This window comes from Ensifer sp. D2-11, from assembly GCF_054161295.1.
Map to the genome: position 1 here is coordinate 2,723,594 of NZ_CP096433.1, position 16,862 is coordinate 2,740,455.

The window sequence follows — 16,862 nt, forward strand, 5'->3', positions numbered from 1 at the left end:
CCCCACTACCAGCGACGCTCAAAGCGACGCCGCAAGAGAATTGCCCCGAGATTCATGAAGATGAGAAAGATCAGGAGAATGATGATCGCTCCGGACGTACGCTCGACGAAGGCACGCTCTGCCTCGTTCGCCCACATGTAGATCTGCACCGGCAGCGCCGTGGACGGCTCCAGCGGCGACCCCGGAAAGTCGACGACGAAGGCGACCATGCCGATCAGAAGCAGCGGCGCCGTTTCGCCCAGTGCATGGGCGAGGCCGATGATCGTGCCGGTCAGGATGCCGGGCATGGCAAGCGGCAGCACGTGATGGAAGATGGTCTGCATCTTCGATGCGCCGAGGCCGAGTGCGGCGGAGCGGATCGACGGAGGCACTGCCTTCAGGGCCGCCCTGGTAGCGATGATGATCGTCGGAAGCGTCATCAGCGTCAGCACGAAGGCACCGACGAGTGCTGCCGAGCGCGGCATGCCAGCGAAGTTGACGAAGACGGCAAGCCCGAGGAGGCCGTAGACGATGGACGGTACGGCCGCCAGGTTGTTGATGTTCACCTCGATCAGGTCCGTCAGCCGGTTTTTCGGCGCGAACTCCTCGAGATAGATGGAGGCGGCGACGCCGATCGGCAGCGACAGAACGAGCACGATCAGCATCATGTAGAGCGAGCCGAGAAGGGCGACGCCGACACCCGCCGCTTCAGGCCGGCTCGACGCGCCGAAGGTGAAGATGCCGGTGTTGAAGCTCTTCTTGAGCACGCCGGCCTCGGCAAGTTGGTTCATCCATGCGACCTGCTCATCCTTCACCTTGCGTTTGGTTTCGTCGACCGACAGGTCGATCTGTTCCTTGAACGCGGAATCGATGTTCGCCTCGGCAAGCAGCGTCACAGGGATCGTCCTGCCGATGACCGACGGATCGGCGACGACGATGTCACGCAGCTGCGTCCGGGCGCTGGCGGAGACCATATCGGCCGCCTGCTTCACCAGCGGCCGCTTCGACGGATCGAGGCCGAGCTGCTTTACCAGAGCCTCGCGCACCAGCAGCGGGTAGTTGGCGGTATAGAGTTGCTTCGGATCGGTCGCCCGTTCGTTCTTCGGATCGATCACCTTCTCGGAAAACTCGATCGGCAACGTGATCGTCGTCTGCTGGAAGGCGGTATAGCCCTTCGAAACGACGCTCCAGAGGAGAACCGCGAGGAAGAACAGACCGATGGCGATGGCGCTCATTCCGAAGGCACGGAAGCGGCGCTCCGCCGCATAGCGGCGCTTGATGCCGATATCGCGTCGGCTTGCGGCAGGTCGGGTGGAGACCCTTACCGTCGGGGAGGCAAATTCGGTCATTCGTACTGTTCCCGATATTTGCGCACAATGTAGAGCGCGTAGATGTTGAGGCCGAGCGTGATGACGAAGAGCGTGATGCCGAGCGCAAAGGCGACCAGCGTCTGCGGCGAGGTGAACTCGAGGTCGCCCGTCAGCTGATTCACGATCTTGACCGTCACCGTGGTCATCGGCTCTAGAGGGTTCAATTGCATGCGCGCCGCGACACCGGCAGCGAGCACGACGATCATCGTCTCGCCCACCGCGCGCGATGCCGTCAGAAGCAGCGCGCCGACGATGCCGGGAAGTGCTGCCGGCAGGATCACCTTCTTCACCGTTTCCGAGCGCGTCGCACCGAGGCCGAGCGAGCCGTCACGCAGCGCCCGCGGCACCTGGGTGATGATGTCGTCGGACAATGAAGAAACGAACGGGATGAGCATGATGCCCATGACGATGCCGGCGGTGATGACGCTCTGGGCCTGAATGAAGTTCTGGTAGTTGCCGGTGACGAGACCGTTCAGTTGCGCGGAGATGTCGCGCAGGAAAGGTCCCACAGTGACCAGCGCGAAGAAGCCGTAGACGATCGTCGGGATGCCGGCGAGCACTTCCAGGAGAGGCTTGGCCGTGGAACGCAGCCGCGGGCTTGCATACTCGGCCATGTAGATGGCGGCGAAGAGCCCGATCGGCACCGCGAAAAGCATCGCCACGAAGGCGATATACAGCGTGCCTGCAAGCAGCGGCAGCAGGCCGAACTGGCCGGAGGCGCCACCGCTTCCGGCCGCAGCGAAGCGCGGGTCCCAGACCGTGCCGAAGAAGAACTCGAAGGGCGACACCATGGTGAAGAAGCGGCCCGCCTCCGAGAGCATCGAGGCGACGATGCCGACCGTCGTGAGAATGGCTATGGACGAGGCGACGATGAGCGAGCCGAGCATGACGCGCTCCACCCGATTGCGGGCACGGAAACGGACGTCGATATTGCGGATCGCATAGAGTCCGCCGGCAACGGAAACGAGCAGCACGACGGCGCTCATCAGCCAGCGGCTGTATTGCCGCATCGCATTGAACTGCTGGGCGGACTGGACCATGTAGGGCTCGCCCTCGCCGGCAAGCGCCACGCCCTTGGAGGCCAGGACTTCCCGCATGTTGGTCGAACCGTTCTCGATAGCAGCGAGTTCGTCCGCACTCAGGCGCTCGAAGCCCGCGGCCACGGACTTAACCTGACCGAGCGCGAGTTGAACGGTGGCTGCCCCCTGGTTCTGGACCGGCTCCGGAAGAGACGAACGAACGGTGTAATCGACATAGATCGGAGCGGCGATGAGCCATACCGCAAGCAGAAGAAGAGCCGGCAGCATCGCCCAGATGGCGACGTAGCTGCCGTGATATCCGGGCAGGGAATGCAGGCTGGCGAGCTTGCCTCCGGACCGGGCGAACGAGCGGGCGCGGCCGGCAAGAAACGCAATGAAACCGATCAAAGCGATGATCAGGAGAAGGAGCGAAGTACTCATCGGCACGTCTCCGCGACAGGCTTGTCGTAAGCCCCGGCAAATTCGAAAAGAATGCGGCTCCGGCGCTGCGAAGCGCCGGAGCCTGTCATGATCAGAGCAGGTTGCCTGCCTCGAAGGACGTGCGGATTTCCTCACGCTCGGCGTCCGGAGCGGCGACGAGGCCGTATTCGGCGAGCGGGCTGTCGGGGCCGATCATCTGATCGTCAACGAAGAATTCGACATATTCCTTGAGACCCGGAATTACGCCGATGTGAGCCTTCTTGACGTAGAAGAACAGCGGGCGGGAAACCGGATACTCGCCGGAAGCGATCGTCTCGGTCGAGGGGACGATGCCGTTGACGGTCGCGACCTTCAGCTTGTCGGCGTTGTTTTCGTAGAAAGAGAGGCCGAAGACGCCGATGCCGTTCTTGTTCGAAGCGATGCGCGCCAGCGTTTCGGTGTAGTCGCCGTCGATGTCGACGGCCATGCCGTCCTTGCGTACGGCCACGCACTTGCTGAACTGCTGTTTTTCATCGCTGACGGCAGCCTTGATGACGTCCTGAGCGCCGGAGTCCTTGCAGCCGGCAGCAAGGATCTTCTCTTCGAAGACTTCGCGCGTGCCGTGCTTCTCGCCCGGAATATAGGCGGCGATTTCGGCGTCCGGAAGCGAAGCATCGACTTCCGACCACTTCTTGTAAGGATTGGCGACGAGCTTGCCGTCGACGACGATTTCGGCGGCGAGCGCCTTGTAGAGGTGCTCCGGCTTCAGGGTGAGGTCGGCATTGCCGGCGTCGGTGGCGAAGACGATGCCGTCGTAGCCGATCTTCACTTCCTGGATCTCGGTCACGCCGGCAGCCTTGCAGGCCTCGACTTCGCTGTCCTTGATCTTGCGGGAAGAGTTGGCGATATCGATCGTGTCTTCACCGACGCCCTTGCAGAATTCCTTCAGGCCGGCAGAGGAGCCGCCGGACTCGACAACCGGCGTCTTGAAGTCGGGGAACGTCTCGCCGAAGTTCTCGGCAACGATCTTGGCATAGGGAAGAACGGTCGAGGAGCCGGCGACCTGGATCTGGTCGCGAGCCGCTGCAACGCCCGCGAAGGCGGCGGATGCAACCAGCGCCGCTACTGTGAGTTTAAGAGATTTCATGAATGTTCTCCCGGGATGGGCTTGTGTTGGTGCGCCAGGGTTCAGCGCTCTCTTCGCCGTTTCATCGGCCGCCCCTAGTTAGCCGCCGATGGCTACAGCTTTTATGTCAGTTCGGTGAAACATTTATGACAGCCTAACATGCTGAAAATGCGGTATGATTTTCTCGGCGCAACATTTCAGCGCGGCGTCGTGTGTCAGAAGCGGACCTTGAAGACCGTGCCCTTCCCCACCTCCGAATGGATGAGCAGGCGGGCGCGGTGACGCGTGAGGATATGCTTGACGATCGCAAGGCCCAGGCCGGTGCCTTTCTTCGACCGGCTCGCCTCGACATTGACCCGGTAGAAACGCTCGGTGATGCGCGGGACATGCTCGGCAGGTATTCCCGGGCCGTGGTCGGTGACCGTCACCTCCGCCTGGTGACCATTCCCGCCGGTCAGCCGCACATCCACCTGCTTGCCTTCCTGTCCGTATTTGCAGGCGTTTTCGATCAGGTTTTCGAAGACCTCCACCAATTCGTCCCGATCCCCCTGGACGAAAACCGGAGTCTCCGGAACCTCCAGCGCGATCGTCACGTCGAGTTCGCCCGCAAGCGGCGCCAGGCTGTCGCGCACGTGTCCGAGCAGCGGCCCGAGATCGACGGTATCGTCCGGCGCGATGTGCGACTTCAACTCGAGGCGCGACAGCGACAGGAGGTCGTCCACGAGCCGGCTCATGCGCGTGACCTGCTCGTGCATGATGCCGAAGAATTTCTCCTGGGCCTTCCGGTCGTCGCGGGCAGGGCCTTGCAGCGTCTCGATGAAGCCGCGCAGCGATGCGAGCGGCGTGCGCAGCTCATGGCTGGCATTGGCGACGAAGTCGGAGCGCATCCGGTCGATGCGGCGAGCCTGCGAGATATCGCGATAGGTCAGCAGGAAGATGCGCCGGCCGGAAACGTCGGAGCCGATGTCCACGGGCGCGACGCGAACCACGTAGACCGCCTCCGAAGGCAGCCTTTCCGCATGCTCGATCTGGTTGACCTTGCCTGTCGCGATCGTCTCGCGCACCATGTCGAGAATGCCGGGCGAACGGACGCGGGCGGAAAGGTAGCTGTCCTGGGGGATAGTCCCGAAGGCCTTCTCTGCGGCGGCGTTCTGGAAGACGACGGTCTCGTCGGCCGCCACGACGAGCACCGGCATGTCGAGCGCGTCGAGCAGGGGAGCAAGCGGGTCGGTCTTCGTTTCCACGGCAGCGCCGACGCTCGCCGGCGCTGTCTGGACGGGCGGCGCTCCCCGGTTGAGGATGGCCGCGACGAGCACGATCCAGAAGGGCAGGACGGCCAGCGGATGGATGCCCGCGAGTGCGGCGAGGAAGGCGAGCACGACGGACAGGCCGAGAAGCCCGCGCTCCGCCTTCAACCTCGGCAGCAGGGTGCGCCAGAACACCTTCGCGCCATCCAACACGATATCCTCGTTCCTCAATTCGCTGCCTCCTGCACCTCGACGACTGCTGCTGATCCAGCCAGCGGCTCGGATGTCGCAGAAGTGAGGACAACCGCCTCAAAGCCTCCTTCCGAATCCGGCCATAAGGGCGCAGAGATAGCGTTGCTTCATGACATGATTTTCACGACATGCTTGAATCCGCAATGTAATTATGGCCTCCTCCGGAGAAATCGAGCGAGCGGGAGGAAGCAGATGGCACTCGACGAAGCACCGGCCGAAGCAAGGCCGGGGAGCCGGGCGGTCGAACTGGAGATCGACGGCAGAAGCCGCATCTTCGACATCGACGATCCGGACCTGCCGAAATGGATCGACGAGGAGGCCTTCCGCTCCGACGATTATCCCTACAAGAAAAAGCTCGATCGGGAGGAATACGAAGAAACGTTGACGAAGCTGCAGATCGAACTGGTCAAGGTCCAGTTCTGGATGCAGGCGACCGGCAAGCGCGTGATGGCGGTCTTCGAGGGACGCGACGCTGCCGGCAAGGGTGGTGCGATCCACGCGACGACGGCCAATATGAACCCCCGCTCCGCGCGCGTCGTCGCACTGACGAAACCGACGGAGACCGAACGGGGCCAGTGGTACTTCCAGCGCTATGTCGCAACCTTCCCGACCGCCGGCGAGTTCGTCCTATTCGACCGCTCCTGGTACAACCGCGCCGGCGTCGAACCGGTCATGGGCTTTTGCACCCCCGACCAGTACGAGCAATTCCTTAAAGAGGCGCCCCGCTTCGAGGAGATGATCGCGAACGAAGGCATCCATCTCTTCAAGTTCTGGATCAATATCGGCCGGGAAATGCAACTGAAGCGCTTCCATGACCGGCGCCACGATCCGTTGAAGATCTGGAAGCTTTCGCCGATGGACATCGCGGCGCTGAGCAAGTGGGACGAATACACCGGAAAACGCGACCGTATGCTGAAGGAAACGCACACGGAGCACGGGCCATGGGCGGTCATCCGCGGCAACGACAAGCGCCGCTCCCGGATCAACGTGATCCGCCACATGCTGACGAAGCTCGACTATGACGGCAAGGACGAGGCGGCGATCGGAGAGGTCGACGAAAAGATCCTCGGCTCCGGCCCCGGTTTTCTCAGGTGATTCCGACGCGCTGACGATCAGCCGCCCGGCTGCACCCGGATCGCAAAGAGATCGAGGCTGTTGCCGCCGCCGCTGAGATCGCTGTTGATCACCAGTTTTCCAGGGCTGCTGGGTGCCGAGCCGCGCTCGAAATTGACCTTCAACAGCATGTCGACCCGCTCGTCGTGCACGGTGAAGCGGTGCCGGCCGCAGTCGCCGAGCGTTGAGAAATCGCATTCGACCGAGAATTCGGTCGCCTTGCCGGGGGCCGCCTGAACCGTCAGGGCGAGTGTCGACGACTTGCCCGACAACTGGGCAAGGACATCCGTGGGAATTTCGATCGCGACATCGCCCTCCTTGGCGGCCGCTGCCGAAATCAACCGCAGGCGCTCGCCTGCATCACCGTCGAATGGTTCCGCGCTGGCGCGCGGCCCCGGCGTTACCGCCGCAGTTTCTCCGGGAGCAAAGACCTCTATCCAATCGCCGGAGAAACCTTCCTGGGCGCCGAGGGTCTGCAGGCCGGCCGCGCCATCGAAATCCTCCGCATTCACCGTCGCGGGCGGATTGGCGACGCCGGTGTCCGTCGGCGGCCGGAGCAGGTCGTTCGTCTGAACCCACCAGACGGCGACCCCGGCCGCCGCGGCAAGCGTCGCGACGATCATCGCATAGGAGAAGAACCGGCTGCGCCTGCGCTTGCGCGGACGCTGGCCGGCGACGCCCACTTCGGGGGCAGACGGGGCAGGCTTGCGCACGGTTTCTATTCTTCCCTCGTCCGCCGCCGCTCTGAAAGCCGCCGGCGGACCGTCGCGTTCGGGACGCAAAGAGCCGAGCCCGCCATCCGCCTGTGCAGGCGGGCTTCCCTCCGGCTTCGGCGCCGGCTCGCTCCGTGGCGCGGCGGGTGCTGGCGCTTCGGGAGCGCGCTCTACCCTATCGCCCCTTGCCTTCACCTCGCCAAGGCTCACCACCGGAGTCTGAGCGCGCTCCTTCAGGGCGGCGCGCTCTTCCATCTCGATCGCGCGGATGACCGCTTCGAGCCGCTGACGTTGCACGGAGATGACCTCCGGATCTTCGATCTGCTGCTTCTGCAGACCGTTTTCCAGCGCCTGACGCGCCGACTGATAGATGCGCGCCCGGATCTCCGCATTGCTTCGATCCGATCTTTCCAGCGCATTCCTGATCGCTGTCTCAAGTCCGCTCACGTCAAATCCTTCTGCGCAAAGTCTTCCGGTTGCCGCAATGCGTGGCCGGATGTGCCTTTCTCGCGACGAGCCCCGCCTCTTCCCGTCACACGCCGTTGGTTTTATTAAGGATTGGGTAACCGCTGCATTGCGAATCTGCAAGTGCAGCCGCGACTTCGGCCGGTGTTCCCCAGGGAAAACATAGGCGAGCGTGGCCGAATTGCCGGAGCACGCACCGCTTTGCGGTATCGCGGCGTCTTATCGGAGGCGCAAAGGTCGCCGTTGTCTTCGGGTTGCCGCGTGTCTTTCCGAACCGATGGACTTCAGGAAGCATGCAGTAGGCAAGCGCGTCCGTTGCTGCTATCAGTTTTGACGTTTACGAGAACGTCAAAGTTGGGATGGAGATTTTTTCGATGTCGTTGCCGCCAATCCTTTCCGGGAAAACGAGGCTGCCGGTCATAGGGGCGCCGCTTTTCATCGTCTCGCATCCTCGGCTAACGATCGCACAATGCAAGGCCGGCATCATCGGCGCCTTTCCGGCGCTCAACGCCCGCCCGCAATCGCAGCTCGACGAATGGCTGGCGGAAATCACCGAGACGCTGGCCGATCACGATGCCGGACACCCCGAGCGCCCGGCGGCACCCTTCGCGGTGAACCAGATCGTACACAAATCGAACGCCCGGCTCGAACAGGACCTGATGCTTTGCGTCAAGTACAAGGTTCCGATCGTCATCTCCTCGCTCGGGGCCGTGCCGGAGGTGAATGCCGCCATCCATTCCTATGGCGGTGTCGTTCTCCACGACGTCATCAACAACCGCCATGCGAATTCCGCGATCCGCAAGGGCGCAGACGGGCTGATCGCAGTCGCGGCAGGCGCAGGCGGCCATGCGGGAACCCTCTCGCCCTTCGCGCTCGTCCAGGAAATACGCGCCTGGTTCGACGGGCCGCTTCTGCTCTCGGGCGCGATCGCCACCGGCGACGCAATCCTCGCGGCGCAAGCGATGGGCGCCGACATGGCCTATATCGGATCCCCCTTCATCGCCACGGAAGAGGCCCGCGCGAGCGCCGCCTACAAGCAGATGATCGTCGACAGCAACGCCGCCGATATCGTCTATTCCAATTACTTCACCGGCATTCACGGCAATTACCTTAGAGCGTCGATCCTTGCCGCCGGAATGGACCCGGCCAACCTGCCGGAAGCCGACCCCTCCAAGATGGACTTCGGCACGGCAACGGAAGGCGCCAAGGCATGGAAGGACATCTGGGGCTGCGGCCAGGGGATAGGCGCCGTGCGCGAAGTCGGCACCGTCGCCCGCCTTGTCGACCGGCTGGAACAGGAATACGACGCCGCACGGGCACGCCTCGGCTTCGCTTCCAGTGCCGAAGGGCGGCCGGCCCAGGAATTTTCAAGTTCTCGAAACTGATGGCTTGAAATCTCGCCGCTTTGCGTTTATCAGCGCCTCACATTCGTTCCGCGGCTTTCGCGGAACCGCCCCAAGGGCCGCTTTAGCTCAGTCGGTAGAGCACATCATTCGTAATGATGGGGTCACGTGTTCGAGTCACGTAAGCGGCACCATTTTCCTTTCAGAGATTGAGCGTGTTTTCTCGCGGCTCGCAGACCTGCTGGGAAGGGGCCACGGCAACTCATAGAAAAGATGGAATGTGAGTCCGATAACAGGCTCCCTGCTTTGGAACTTTGTTTGCGCGCAGGGCTTTGCTTTGTGAGTGAATGGGTTATAACGTGAACAAAACGGGCTCGCCAAATCGGCGATGCTGGGACGAACCATGAGCTATGAACCGCGAAAAGCAGCGCAGTTGATTGCGTACTTGATCATGAGGGCTGGGGGGCACTCCCTCAACGTTCTCAAGGCGGTTAAGCTCGTTTATCTGGTTGACCGGGAGAGTATCCGGAAATTCGGTTTCCCGGTGCTCGACGAAAAACGCTGCTCCATGCCGCACGGCCCGGTTAATTCGCTGACGTATAGCTATATCGCGGGCGACTATGACCCGGATGAATGCGGCTGGTCTGACTATCTTCAAGACCGTGAGAACCATAACATCGCACTTGCCAGACAAGGCATCAGCGTCGACGACTTGGATGAACTAAGCGACGCCGATATTGCATGTGCCGACGCCGTATGGGAACGTTTCGGACATATGACGCCATGGCAACTGCGTGATTGGACACATGAGCCGCGCAATGTTCCCGAGTGGGAAGATCCCAGTGGCGGCTCTACGGTCATTCCCTTGCAAAGAATCTTGCACGCCGTCGGCGTGCAGAACGCAGACGACTTTGCAGAGACAGCTGAAAGCTTCAAGGCGATAGATCAGGCTTTTGCATCTGCCCGGGTACATTAGTTGGTCGCTCGCGCCGGAACTTTGCTGATCCCTTCAGGCCCGGCCCATGACCCCGAACGACGGCATCTTCATGTCGTCTGCACCGATCCCTGCCAAAACGGCAAACAAGTCATCGTCTCAATTACCACGTGGACTAATTCTCTCTGCGACGCGACCTGCATCTTGCAGGCGCACGAGCACGAATGGCTCAGGCATCAATCATACGTGTTTTATCGAAAAGCACGCATCGAAGCCGCCACCACACTCGATAACGGAGTGCAGCAGGGAATTTTTGAACAGCAGGGCGACGTTAACGAACAAACCTTCTTGCGCATTCGCAATGGAATTTGCGCGAGCCCACAGACGCCCCGAAAGGTTAAGCAATACATAGGTTGCTAACCTAAGCCTCTTCTCCTGGGAGATGCGATGCCCAACGCTCATTGCGCACCTTTCCGGCCGCGTGATCATAAGCTGTGCAGGCAGGGAATCTTCTTTTATAGGGCTGAAGTCCCGTGCGCGTGGCACCTGGAAGAGTAGCCACGCGCACGGTATTCTCGACCGCCGCGCGGACGCCGCTGATCTTGTGATCCGGCAGGGTTGTCTATGACCACGACGCGACGGGGGCGGTCGTGCTGGCGCCCAAGAATTAAGATTCAGCGTACCCAACCTTCACGGGACATGATCTTCTGCGCCTCATCGGAGATCAAATAATCCAGAAACGCCTTTGCCTCGGGATCGGCATCGGGGGCCAGGGCCACGCTGAGGTCGCGCCATATTGCGCGATCGCTCGACAGCGGCACCGCCTCCAGGGTGTCGGGGTTCGAAAGTGGCCAATTCGGCCAGGTGATCCAGGCGTCTGCATCCAATGCCTTGAACGCCTTGAAGCTTGCGCCGGAGCCCTGTTCGAAAGCGACGATGTTGCTGCGGAAGGCCGCGACATCCTCCAGCCGGCCAAGACGCCCCGCGATATCCTCCCAGACACCCGTCCCCGACGTGTTGGCGACGCCGGCTCCTTCGGTTACGACGATTTTCGTCCCTTCCGCCAGAAGGTCCTCGAATTTCATGATCCCCTTGGGATTGCCCGCTTTCACCGCAATGACTGCCGGACGAAGGTATATCGGCTCGACCTGATCCGATGAGAAGCCCTTATAGGTTTCGAGAAAAGCGGTCATCGCCTGTTCGGACGTGCCCCAGATGACATCCGCATCGCCCTGCGCCTTTTTCGACCATGTCTTCTCCGGTCCGGCGGTGATTTCGACCTTGCGGCCCGTCTCCTTCGTCCAGACATCCGCGACCTTCCGGATGGCGGTGTGCGGACCGCCCGCACCGTAAAGACGGATCACCCCGTCCTGTGCATCGCGGCTGATCGAAGGGTCATGGAGTGCGGTATCCTGCGCCGAAGCAGGCATGGCAAGGACAGTCGTCAGAACAATCAGAACTGCAATTCGCACGGGCTTCTCCTTGTTGTCCGTAGTTGACCGCCACATCATTCAATGGGCTGAAGCGGCAGGAGAAACGACTGTTCGAAGGGCGCAATTCTTCCCTCAAGGAGGAACACGAAACCGTGATCCGCCGTCACACCAGAGCGGCATTTCACCGTCTCAGGTATAAAAATACCGCGTCAGGTGGAAAAAAACCGGCGCCGCGAAGCTCAGCGAATCCATGCGGTCGAGCACGCCGCCATGGCCGCTGATCATCGAGCCCCAGTCCTTCACGCCCATCGAGCGCTTCACCGCCGAGAGCGCCAGGCCGCCGAGGAAGCCCATGGCGACGATGGCGAAGGCCATCGCGGCCGCCTCCAGCGGCGTGAACGGCGTTATCCACCACAAGGCCGCGCCGGCAGCCACGGCCGAAAGCCCGCCTCCGGCAAGTCCCTCGACCGTTTTCGAGGGGCTGACGACCGGTGCGACCTTCGTCCGGCCGAAAAGCTTGCCGAAGACATACTGCATGACATCGCTGAACTGCGCGATGGTGATGAGGAAGAAGAGCAGCAGGAAGCCTTCGCCCGGCCGGCCGGGGATGTCGAGCGTCAGCAGGGCCGGTGCGTGGCTGATGCAATAGACGGTCAGCATCAGGCCCCACTGGATTCGCGAGACGCGCAGCAGGAACTGCTCCGTGTCGCCCTTGAGCGCGGAAAGGCTCGGCAGGAGGAGGAAGCCGTAGACCGGTATCAGAATGGTGAAAAGCGCATACCAACCGATCGAGATCAGCCAGTATTGCAGCGGCAGCAGAACGTAAAAGGAAGCAACGAGCGGCAGGTGATCGGCGGCACGCGTCGGCGTCAGCGAGACGAACTCGCGCAGCGTGTAGAAGGAGGTGAGAGCAAAGAGCACGAGCGTGACGCCGCGACCGAGAGTGAAACTCACCGCGAAGATGGCGATCATCACCCACCATGCCCTGATACGGGCATTGAGATTGTCGATCGTCGCCCGCCCCGTTTCGGATGTCGCGCGGCGCGCCAGCACGAAACCGATCAGCGATGCCGCTCCGAGAAGAGCGACTATGCCGGCAAAGAGGATAAAGAGTTTGTCGTTCAAGGACATGGCGGCCTCATCCGATGGGCTCCGGCGCAAGTGCGGCGACCGCTGCGCGGGCGCGTTCCAGAAAAGCCTCCTTCTCTTCGCCGGCGTGGTGCGCGACCGGCGGTCCGAAACGCACCGTGCAGCTGATCGGGACGGGCAGAAAGGTTCCCTTGGGAAAGGCGCGCGAGGGATTGTCGAGATAGGTCGGGATCAGTTCCACGTCGGGAAATTCCTGCGATAGCCAATAGAGCCCGCTCTTGAACGGCCCCGGCAATCGCTCGCTGCCGCGCGTGCCCTCCGGGAAAAGAATGAGCGACTCGCCCTCGCAGAGCACGTTGCGCAAGGGTGCCAGAGCCGCGCCGGGCGGCCCCTGCGTCGAGCGCTCGACGAGCACGCCATTCAGCACTTTGAGCCCGATATGACGCCTCACGGCCCCCCTGCCCCAATAGTCCGCCGCGGCGATCGGATGCGTCGATGCGCGCAACGCACGCGGCAGCGCCGACCAGATCAGCAGCGTGTCGAGATGGCTCGAGTGATTGGCGAAATAGATGCGCTGGCGCATTTCCGGCTGCGAGCCCATCCAGTGCGCCTGTCCGCCGACGATGAACCGTGTGAGGCCGATCAGTGCCAGGTCGATCACGGATTCGCGCCTTCCCGAATGCGCGAGACGATGGCCCTGGTGCGGGTCGCGCATGTGAGAAGCGCGCCGGCAAGGATGATCCACGCCGTGGCGTAAAGCACGAGGCGCTCTGTCATTAGAAATGCTTCCCCGAATGCCAGCACGCAGGCGAGACTCATCAACGCCATGCGATGCTGCTTCGCCATGGGACCGCGGAAGTCCTGAGCCTGGCGGAGCGATCCGCCGAAGACGCGCACATAGGCCGTCAAGGCGGCCGCAAGCGCTCCCGCCCAGCCGAGCCATCCCGCGCCGGCGGCATAGCCCAGTGCAACGATGAGCAGGGTGTCGGCGACCCGGTCGGGAAACTCGTTGTAGAGCGCTCCGACCGGCGAACCGCGCCCGCCCTCGACCGCCACCATGCCGTCGAGAAGATTGCACAGGAGGCGCAACTGGATGGCGGCGAGCGCCACGGGATAAAGGAACGGCCAGCGGGCTGCAGAAAGGAGGACCGCCGCCCCCAATGCGGCAAACACGACGCTTGCGAGCGAGATCTGGTTCGGCGTGACCGAAGTCTTCAGAAGCAACGCCGTCAGGCGCCGCGCGAAGCCGCTGTCACGCGTTGCGATGGGGCGCCGATCCGCGACCGGCCCGTCTGCGTCTTCGCCGTCAGGTGCGACACTCATGTTCGAGAGGTACGGCCTACAAATTAAGGATTGCAGTCTGTCTTAAAACAACTTCCATGCAAATGCCATACGGCCGCGTTGCCCCGGTTCCGTCTCACTTGGCGGAAATATCCACCCTGGATATCCCGTTGACGGGCGGCTCCGGCTGGCTCGTCACCTCGCGCAGCCATTCTCGCCAGATGGCGACGAGCAGCGCCATCAGTACCGGACCGACGAAGAGACCGAGAAATCCCATCGTCTTGACGCCGCCGATCAGGCCGAAAAACGTCGGCAGGAAGGGCAGCTTGATCGGGCCGCCGACGAGCCTCGGCCGCAATGTCTTGTCTACGATGAAGAGCTCCGTCGTACCCCAGGTGAAGAGCGCGATGCCATGGACGGGCGAGCCGCTTGCGACGAGATAGACCGAGACCAGGGTGAAACAGAGTGGGGCGCCGCCCGGAATGAGCGCCATGATGCCGGTGAGGATGCCGAGCGTGACCGGCGACGGCACGCCGGCGAGCCAATAGGCGACACCGAGCACGATGCCTTCGCCGATCGCGATGATGCCCATGCCGGTGACGGTCGAGCTGATCGTAAGGGGCACCACGCGCGACAGCCTCTCCCAGCGCATCGGGAAGATCCGTTCGCCGAGATGGTCGAGCTGCTTCGAAAAGGACTGGCCGTCGCGATAGACGAAGAAGAGCGTGATCAGCATGAAAAGGAGCGTCAGGAAGGACTGGAAGGCGGAGGCGCCGACCACGAGCACGCCGCGATAGATATTGCCGATATTGGAGCCGCTGACGAGCTGCACCAATTCCCCGAGAGCGCCCGGGTGACCGACATATTTGACCCATTGTTCGCCGAGCCAGGCGCCCACCGCCGGGATCGTCGCCAGCCAGGCAGGCGCCGGCGCGCCGTTCGCATTGGTCGCAACCGCCCATACGAGCCAATCGCGCACCTCTTCCACGGCATAGATCGCGGCGAGCGAGATCGGCACGACGATAAAGGCGACGACCGAAATGATGGCGATCGTCGCGGCAAGAGTGCGGTTTCCGTTCAGGCCCTGAAGCAGCCGCCAATAGATGGGCCAGCTCGCAAAGCCGATGACCACCGCCGCAAGCACCGGCACGAGGAAACCATGAAAGAAATAGACGCCGCAAAGCAGAATGAGAACGAGCAGCCACCGGGCCGCCGAAATCGGCACGACGAGGGCGGAGCGTGAATGGGCCGGCTGCCCGAAGAGCCGCGGCTCCACGGGAAGGTTCTCTCGATCGCGATTGCCCAATTGCACCAATTCTCCTCCGTCTCTTCGAACCTTACAACAAACCCGCAACCTTGCCAGCCCGTTCCGCTCCGCTGGACGCGGTTTCCGGCGCAATGATGGCGGCCGGCTCCGAATCGGCGCTTTACGCGAGAACACGCGCATTTTCACCTAGCAAGCGCACGTGACAGGAGATTGGAGCGGATGAGGAAAATCGCGAGCCGTCAGGCTACGCGCCCCGTCCGCCGGCGATCCACGAGCACCGAAGCGAGGAAGATGGCGAAACCGCCTATGCCGAGCACGGCGCCGACGAGCCCTGGCGAAGTCCAGCCGTAACCGGCGGCGATGGCAATGCCGCCGAGCCAGGCGCCGAGAGCATTGGCGAGATTGAAGGCGGAATGACTGAGGGCTGCCGCGAGCGTCTGCGCCTTTCCGGCGACGTCCATCAGGCGGGTCTGGACGCCCGGAACGACGGCGAAGCCGCCGCCGATGAAAAGCACGTTGACGATCGCCATCCAGGGGCTCGTCATGGTGAAATAGAAGAGGATGTAGGCGAAGACGTTGAAGACGAGCGCGATGCCGATGGCGCGCGTGAGCGACCAATCGGCGAGCCGCGAACCCACGATATTGCCGAGGATCATGCCGGCGCCGAAGACCGACAGCATGACGGGCACATTGGCGACGGAAACGCCCGCGACCTGGGTCAGCGCCGGTGCGATATAGGTGAAGACGGCGAACATTCCGCCGCAACCGATCGCACAGATACCGAGCAGCAACCAGACCTGGAGACTCCCCAGCGCGCTCAGTTCCCGCAGCGGCGTCGCCTGCGGATCGCCCCTGTCCCGCGGCACGTGGAGCCAGATCAGGACCATCGTCATGAGGCTGATGCCGCCGACGATCGCGAAGGCGCTGCGCCATCCGAGCGCCTGGCCGAACCAGGCGACGAGCGGCGTGCCGAAAAGAGTGGCGATCGTCAGGCCCATCATGACCCGGCCGACTGCGCGCGCCCGCTGGTTCGGTGCCGCAAGTCCTGCCGCGACCAGTGCCGCCACGCCGAAATAGGCGCCGTGCGGCAGGCCCGCGAAGAAGCGCGCGGCGACGAGCGGGTGGAAACTCGGCGCAACGGCGGACGCGAAATTGCCCAATGCAAAGACGGCCATCAATACCAGCAGCACATGAAAGCGGGCGAACCGCGCCGCAAGCACGGCGATCAACGGCGCGCCGACGACCACGCCGAGCGCGTAGGCGCTGATGACGGCGCCCGCCGCCGGCACCGAGACGGCGACGTCGTCTGCGACCTGAGGCAACAGGCCCATGATGGCGAATTCGCCGGTACCGATACCGAAACCACCGACTGCCAGCGCGATTTCCGCCGCGGAAACCCTGTTACGGGATTTTCCCACGTTCGCGGGGCCAATATTCGTGGGGCCGATATCGGCGGAAAGGACATCTTCGGACATGCGTGGCCTTGGCTCGCGGCCCGTCGGCCGCCGCTTGGGAGGAATTTGGTGAATATCTTTGGGGACCTCGGCGCAGCCGATGTCGTGGCAGGTTTATACTGCAGTGCAGTATAGGCGAGCCGGCTGCACCTGCAAGAACTGTGCTGCAGCGCACATCAAAATTTCACAAGCCGGTGCATAGTTGCCGATTCTTGACGTTTACGTCAAAGTTATATAATTCGGATTACGGCTTGAAGAGGCGAGCTAAAAGCAGCATCTTCGACGGAGAGAAAGATCGGGAGGGATTTTTCTTCGCCGTGATGACGGCCGTTCATTGGCGACCAGAGGGAGGAAGGT

Annotated in this window: 14 protein-coding genes and 1 tRNA gene; 4 read left to right on the top strand and 11 right to left on the bottom strand. The window is 62.5% G+C overall.

What is annotated here, in order from left to right; translation table 11 throughout:
* Positions 1-5: 5 nt before the first annotated feature.
* The 4 genes from pstA to phoR all read right to left on the bottom strand — a co-directional run bounded on the left by pstA (position 6) and on the right by phoR (position 5,392).
* Positions 6-1,328 (bottom strand): phosphate ABC transporter permease PstA, encoded by a 1,323-nt coding sequence (gene pstA / locus M1D34_RS13125; protein WP_498779370.1) that lies wholly within the window; start codon positions 1,326-1,328, stop codon positions 6-8.
* Positions 1,325-2,809, bottom strand: coding sequence for a phosphate ABC transporter permease subunit PstC (pstC, locus tag M1D34_RS13130; protein WP_107608003.1), 1,485 nt, complete (start codon positions 2,807-2,809; stop codon positions 1,325-1,327). Before pstC ends, pstA begins: the two co-directional genes overlap by 4 nt.
* Positions 2,810-2,900: 91 nt before the next feature.
* Positions 2,901-3,935, bottom strand: coding sequence for a substrate-binding domain-containing protein (locus M1D34_RS13135; RefSeq protein ID WP_003530188.1), 1,035 nt, complete (start codon positions 3,933-3,935; stop codon positions 2,901-2,903).
* A gap of 194 nt (positions 3,936-4,129) precedes the next feature.
* On the bottom strand, positions 4,130-5,392 hold the full coding sequence (gene phoR / locus M1D34_RS13140; RefSeq protein WP_107608002.1) for a phosphate regulon sensor histidine kinase PhoR: 1,263 nt from the start codon (positions 5,390-5,392) through the stop codon (positions 4,130-4,132).
* 213 nt (positions 5,393-5,605) lie between these two features.
* Between phoR and ppk2 the strand changes: the two genes are divergently transcribed.
* Positions 5,606-6,508, top strand: a complete 903-nt coding sequence (gene ppk2, locus M1D34_RS13145; RefSeq protein ID WP_127595237.1) for a polyphosphate kinase 2 — start codon at positions 5,606-5,608, stop codon at positions 6,506-6,508.
* A 17-nt stretch (positions 6,509-6,525) separates the two neighbouring features.
* Here ppk2 and M1D34_RS13150 read toward each other — a convergent pair whose 3' ends face one another.
* Positions 6,526-7,686 (bottom strand): hypothetical protein, encoded by a 1,161-nt coding sequence (locus tag M1D34_RS13150; protein WP_027989643.1) that lies wholly within the window; start codon positions 7,684-7,686, stop codon positions 6,526-6,528.
* A gap of 392 nt (positions 7,687-8,078) precedes the next feature.
* On the opposite strand from M1D34_RS13150, the gene M1D34_RS13155 reads away from it, so the two are divergent.
* From M1D34_RS13155 to M1D34_RS13165, 3 genes are all read left to right on the top strand, one after another.
* On the top strand, positions 8,079-9,089 hold the full coding sequence (locus M1D34_RS13155; protein ID WP_498779372.1) for an NAD(P)H-dependent flavin oxidoreductase: 1,011 nt from the start codon (positions 8,079-8,081) through the stop codon (positions 9,087-9,089).
* Positions 9,090-9,165: 76 nt separating this feature from the next.
* Positions 9,166-9,241 (top strand) — tRNA-Thr (locus M1D34_RS13160).
* Positions 9,242-9,450: 209 nt separating this feature from the next.
* Positions 9,451-10,023 carry a Panacea domain-containing protein gene (locus M1D34_RS13165; RefSeq protein ID WP_127595233.1) on the top strand — a complete coding sequence of 191 codons (573 nt, stop codon included), beginning with the start codon at positions 9,451-9,453 and terminating at the stop codon, positions 10,021-10,023.
* A 632-nt stretch (positions 10,024-10,655) separates the two neighbouring features.
* On the opposite strand, the gene M1D34_RS13170 is transcribed toward M1D34_RS13165, so the two are convergent.
* The 6 genes from M1D34_RS13170 to M1D34_RS13195 form a co-directional block, all read right to left on the bottom strand.
* Positions 10,656-11,453: an extracellular solute-binding protein gene (locus M1D34_RS13170; protein ID WP_107608000.1), complete on the bottom strand. Its 798-nt coding sequence runs from the start codon at positions 11,451-11,453 to the stop codon at positions 10,656-10,658.
* A gap of 150 nt (positions 11,454-11,603) precedes the next feature.
* On the bottom strand, positions 11,604-12,545 hold the full coding sequence (locus tag M1D34_RS13175; RefSeq protein WP_498779375.1) for a phosphatidate cytidylyltransferase: 942 nt from the start codon (positions 12,543-12,545) through the stop codon (positions 11,604-11,606).
* Between the two features lie 7 nt (positions 12,546-12,552).
* Positions 12,553-13,164 (bottom strand): lysophospholipid acyltransferase family protein, encoded by a 612-nt coding sequence (locus M1D34_RS13180; RefSeq protein WP_027989639.1) that lies wholly within the window; start codon positions 13,162-13,164, stop codon positions 12,553-12,555.
* Complete coding sequence (locus tag M1D34_RS13185; RefSeq protein ID WP_498779377.1) at positions 13,161-13,826, bottom strand: CDP-alcohol phosphatidyltransferase family protein; 666 nt, start codon at positions 13,824-13,826, stop codon at positions 13,161-13,163. Before M1D34_RS13185 ends, M1D34_RS13180 begins: the two co-directional genes overlap by 4 nt.
* 94 nt (positions 13,827-13,920) lie before the next feature.
* Positions 13,921-15,096, bottom strand: coding sequence for an AI-2E family transporter (locus M1D34_RS13190; protein WP_013843893.1), 1,176 nt, complete (start codon positions 15,094-15,096; stop codon positions 13,921-13,923).
* A gap of 194 nt (positions 15,097-15,290) precedes the next feature.
* Entirely contained in the window at positions 15,291-16,526 is a 1,236-nt protein-coding gene (locus M1D34_RS13195) for an MFS transporter (protein WP_127539948.1), read from the bottom strand.
* Between the last annotated feature and the right edge of the window lie 336 nt (positions 16,527-16,862).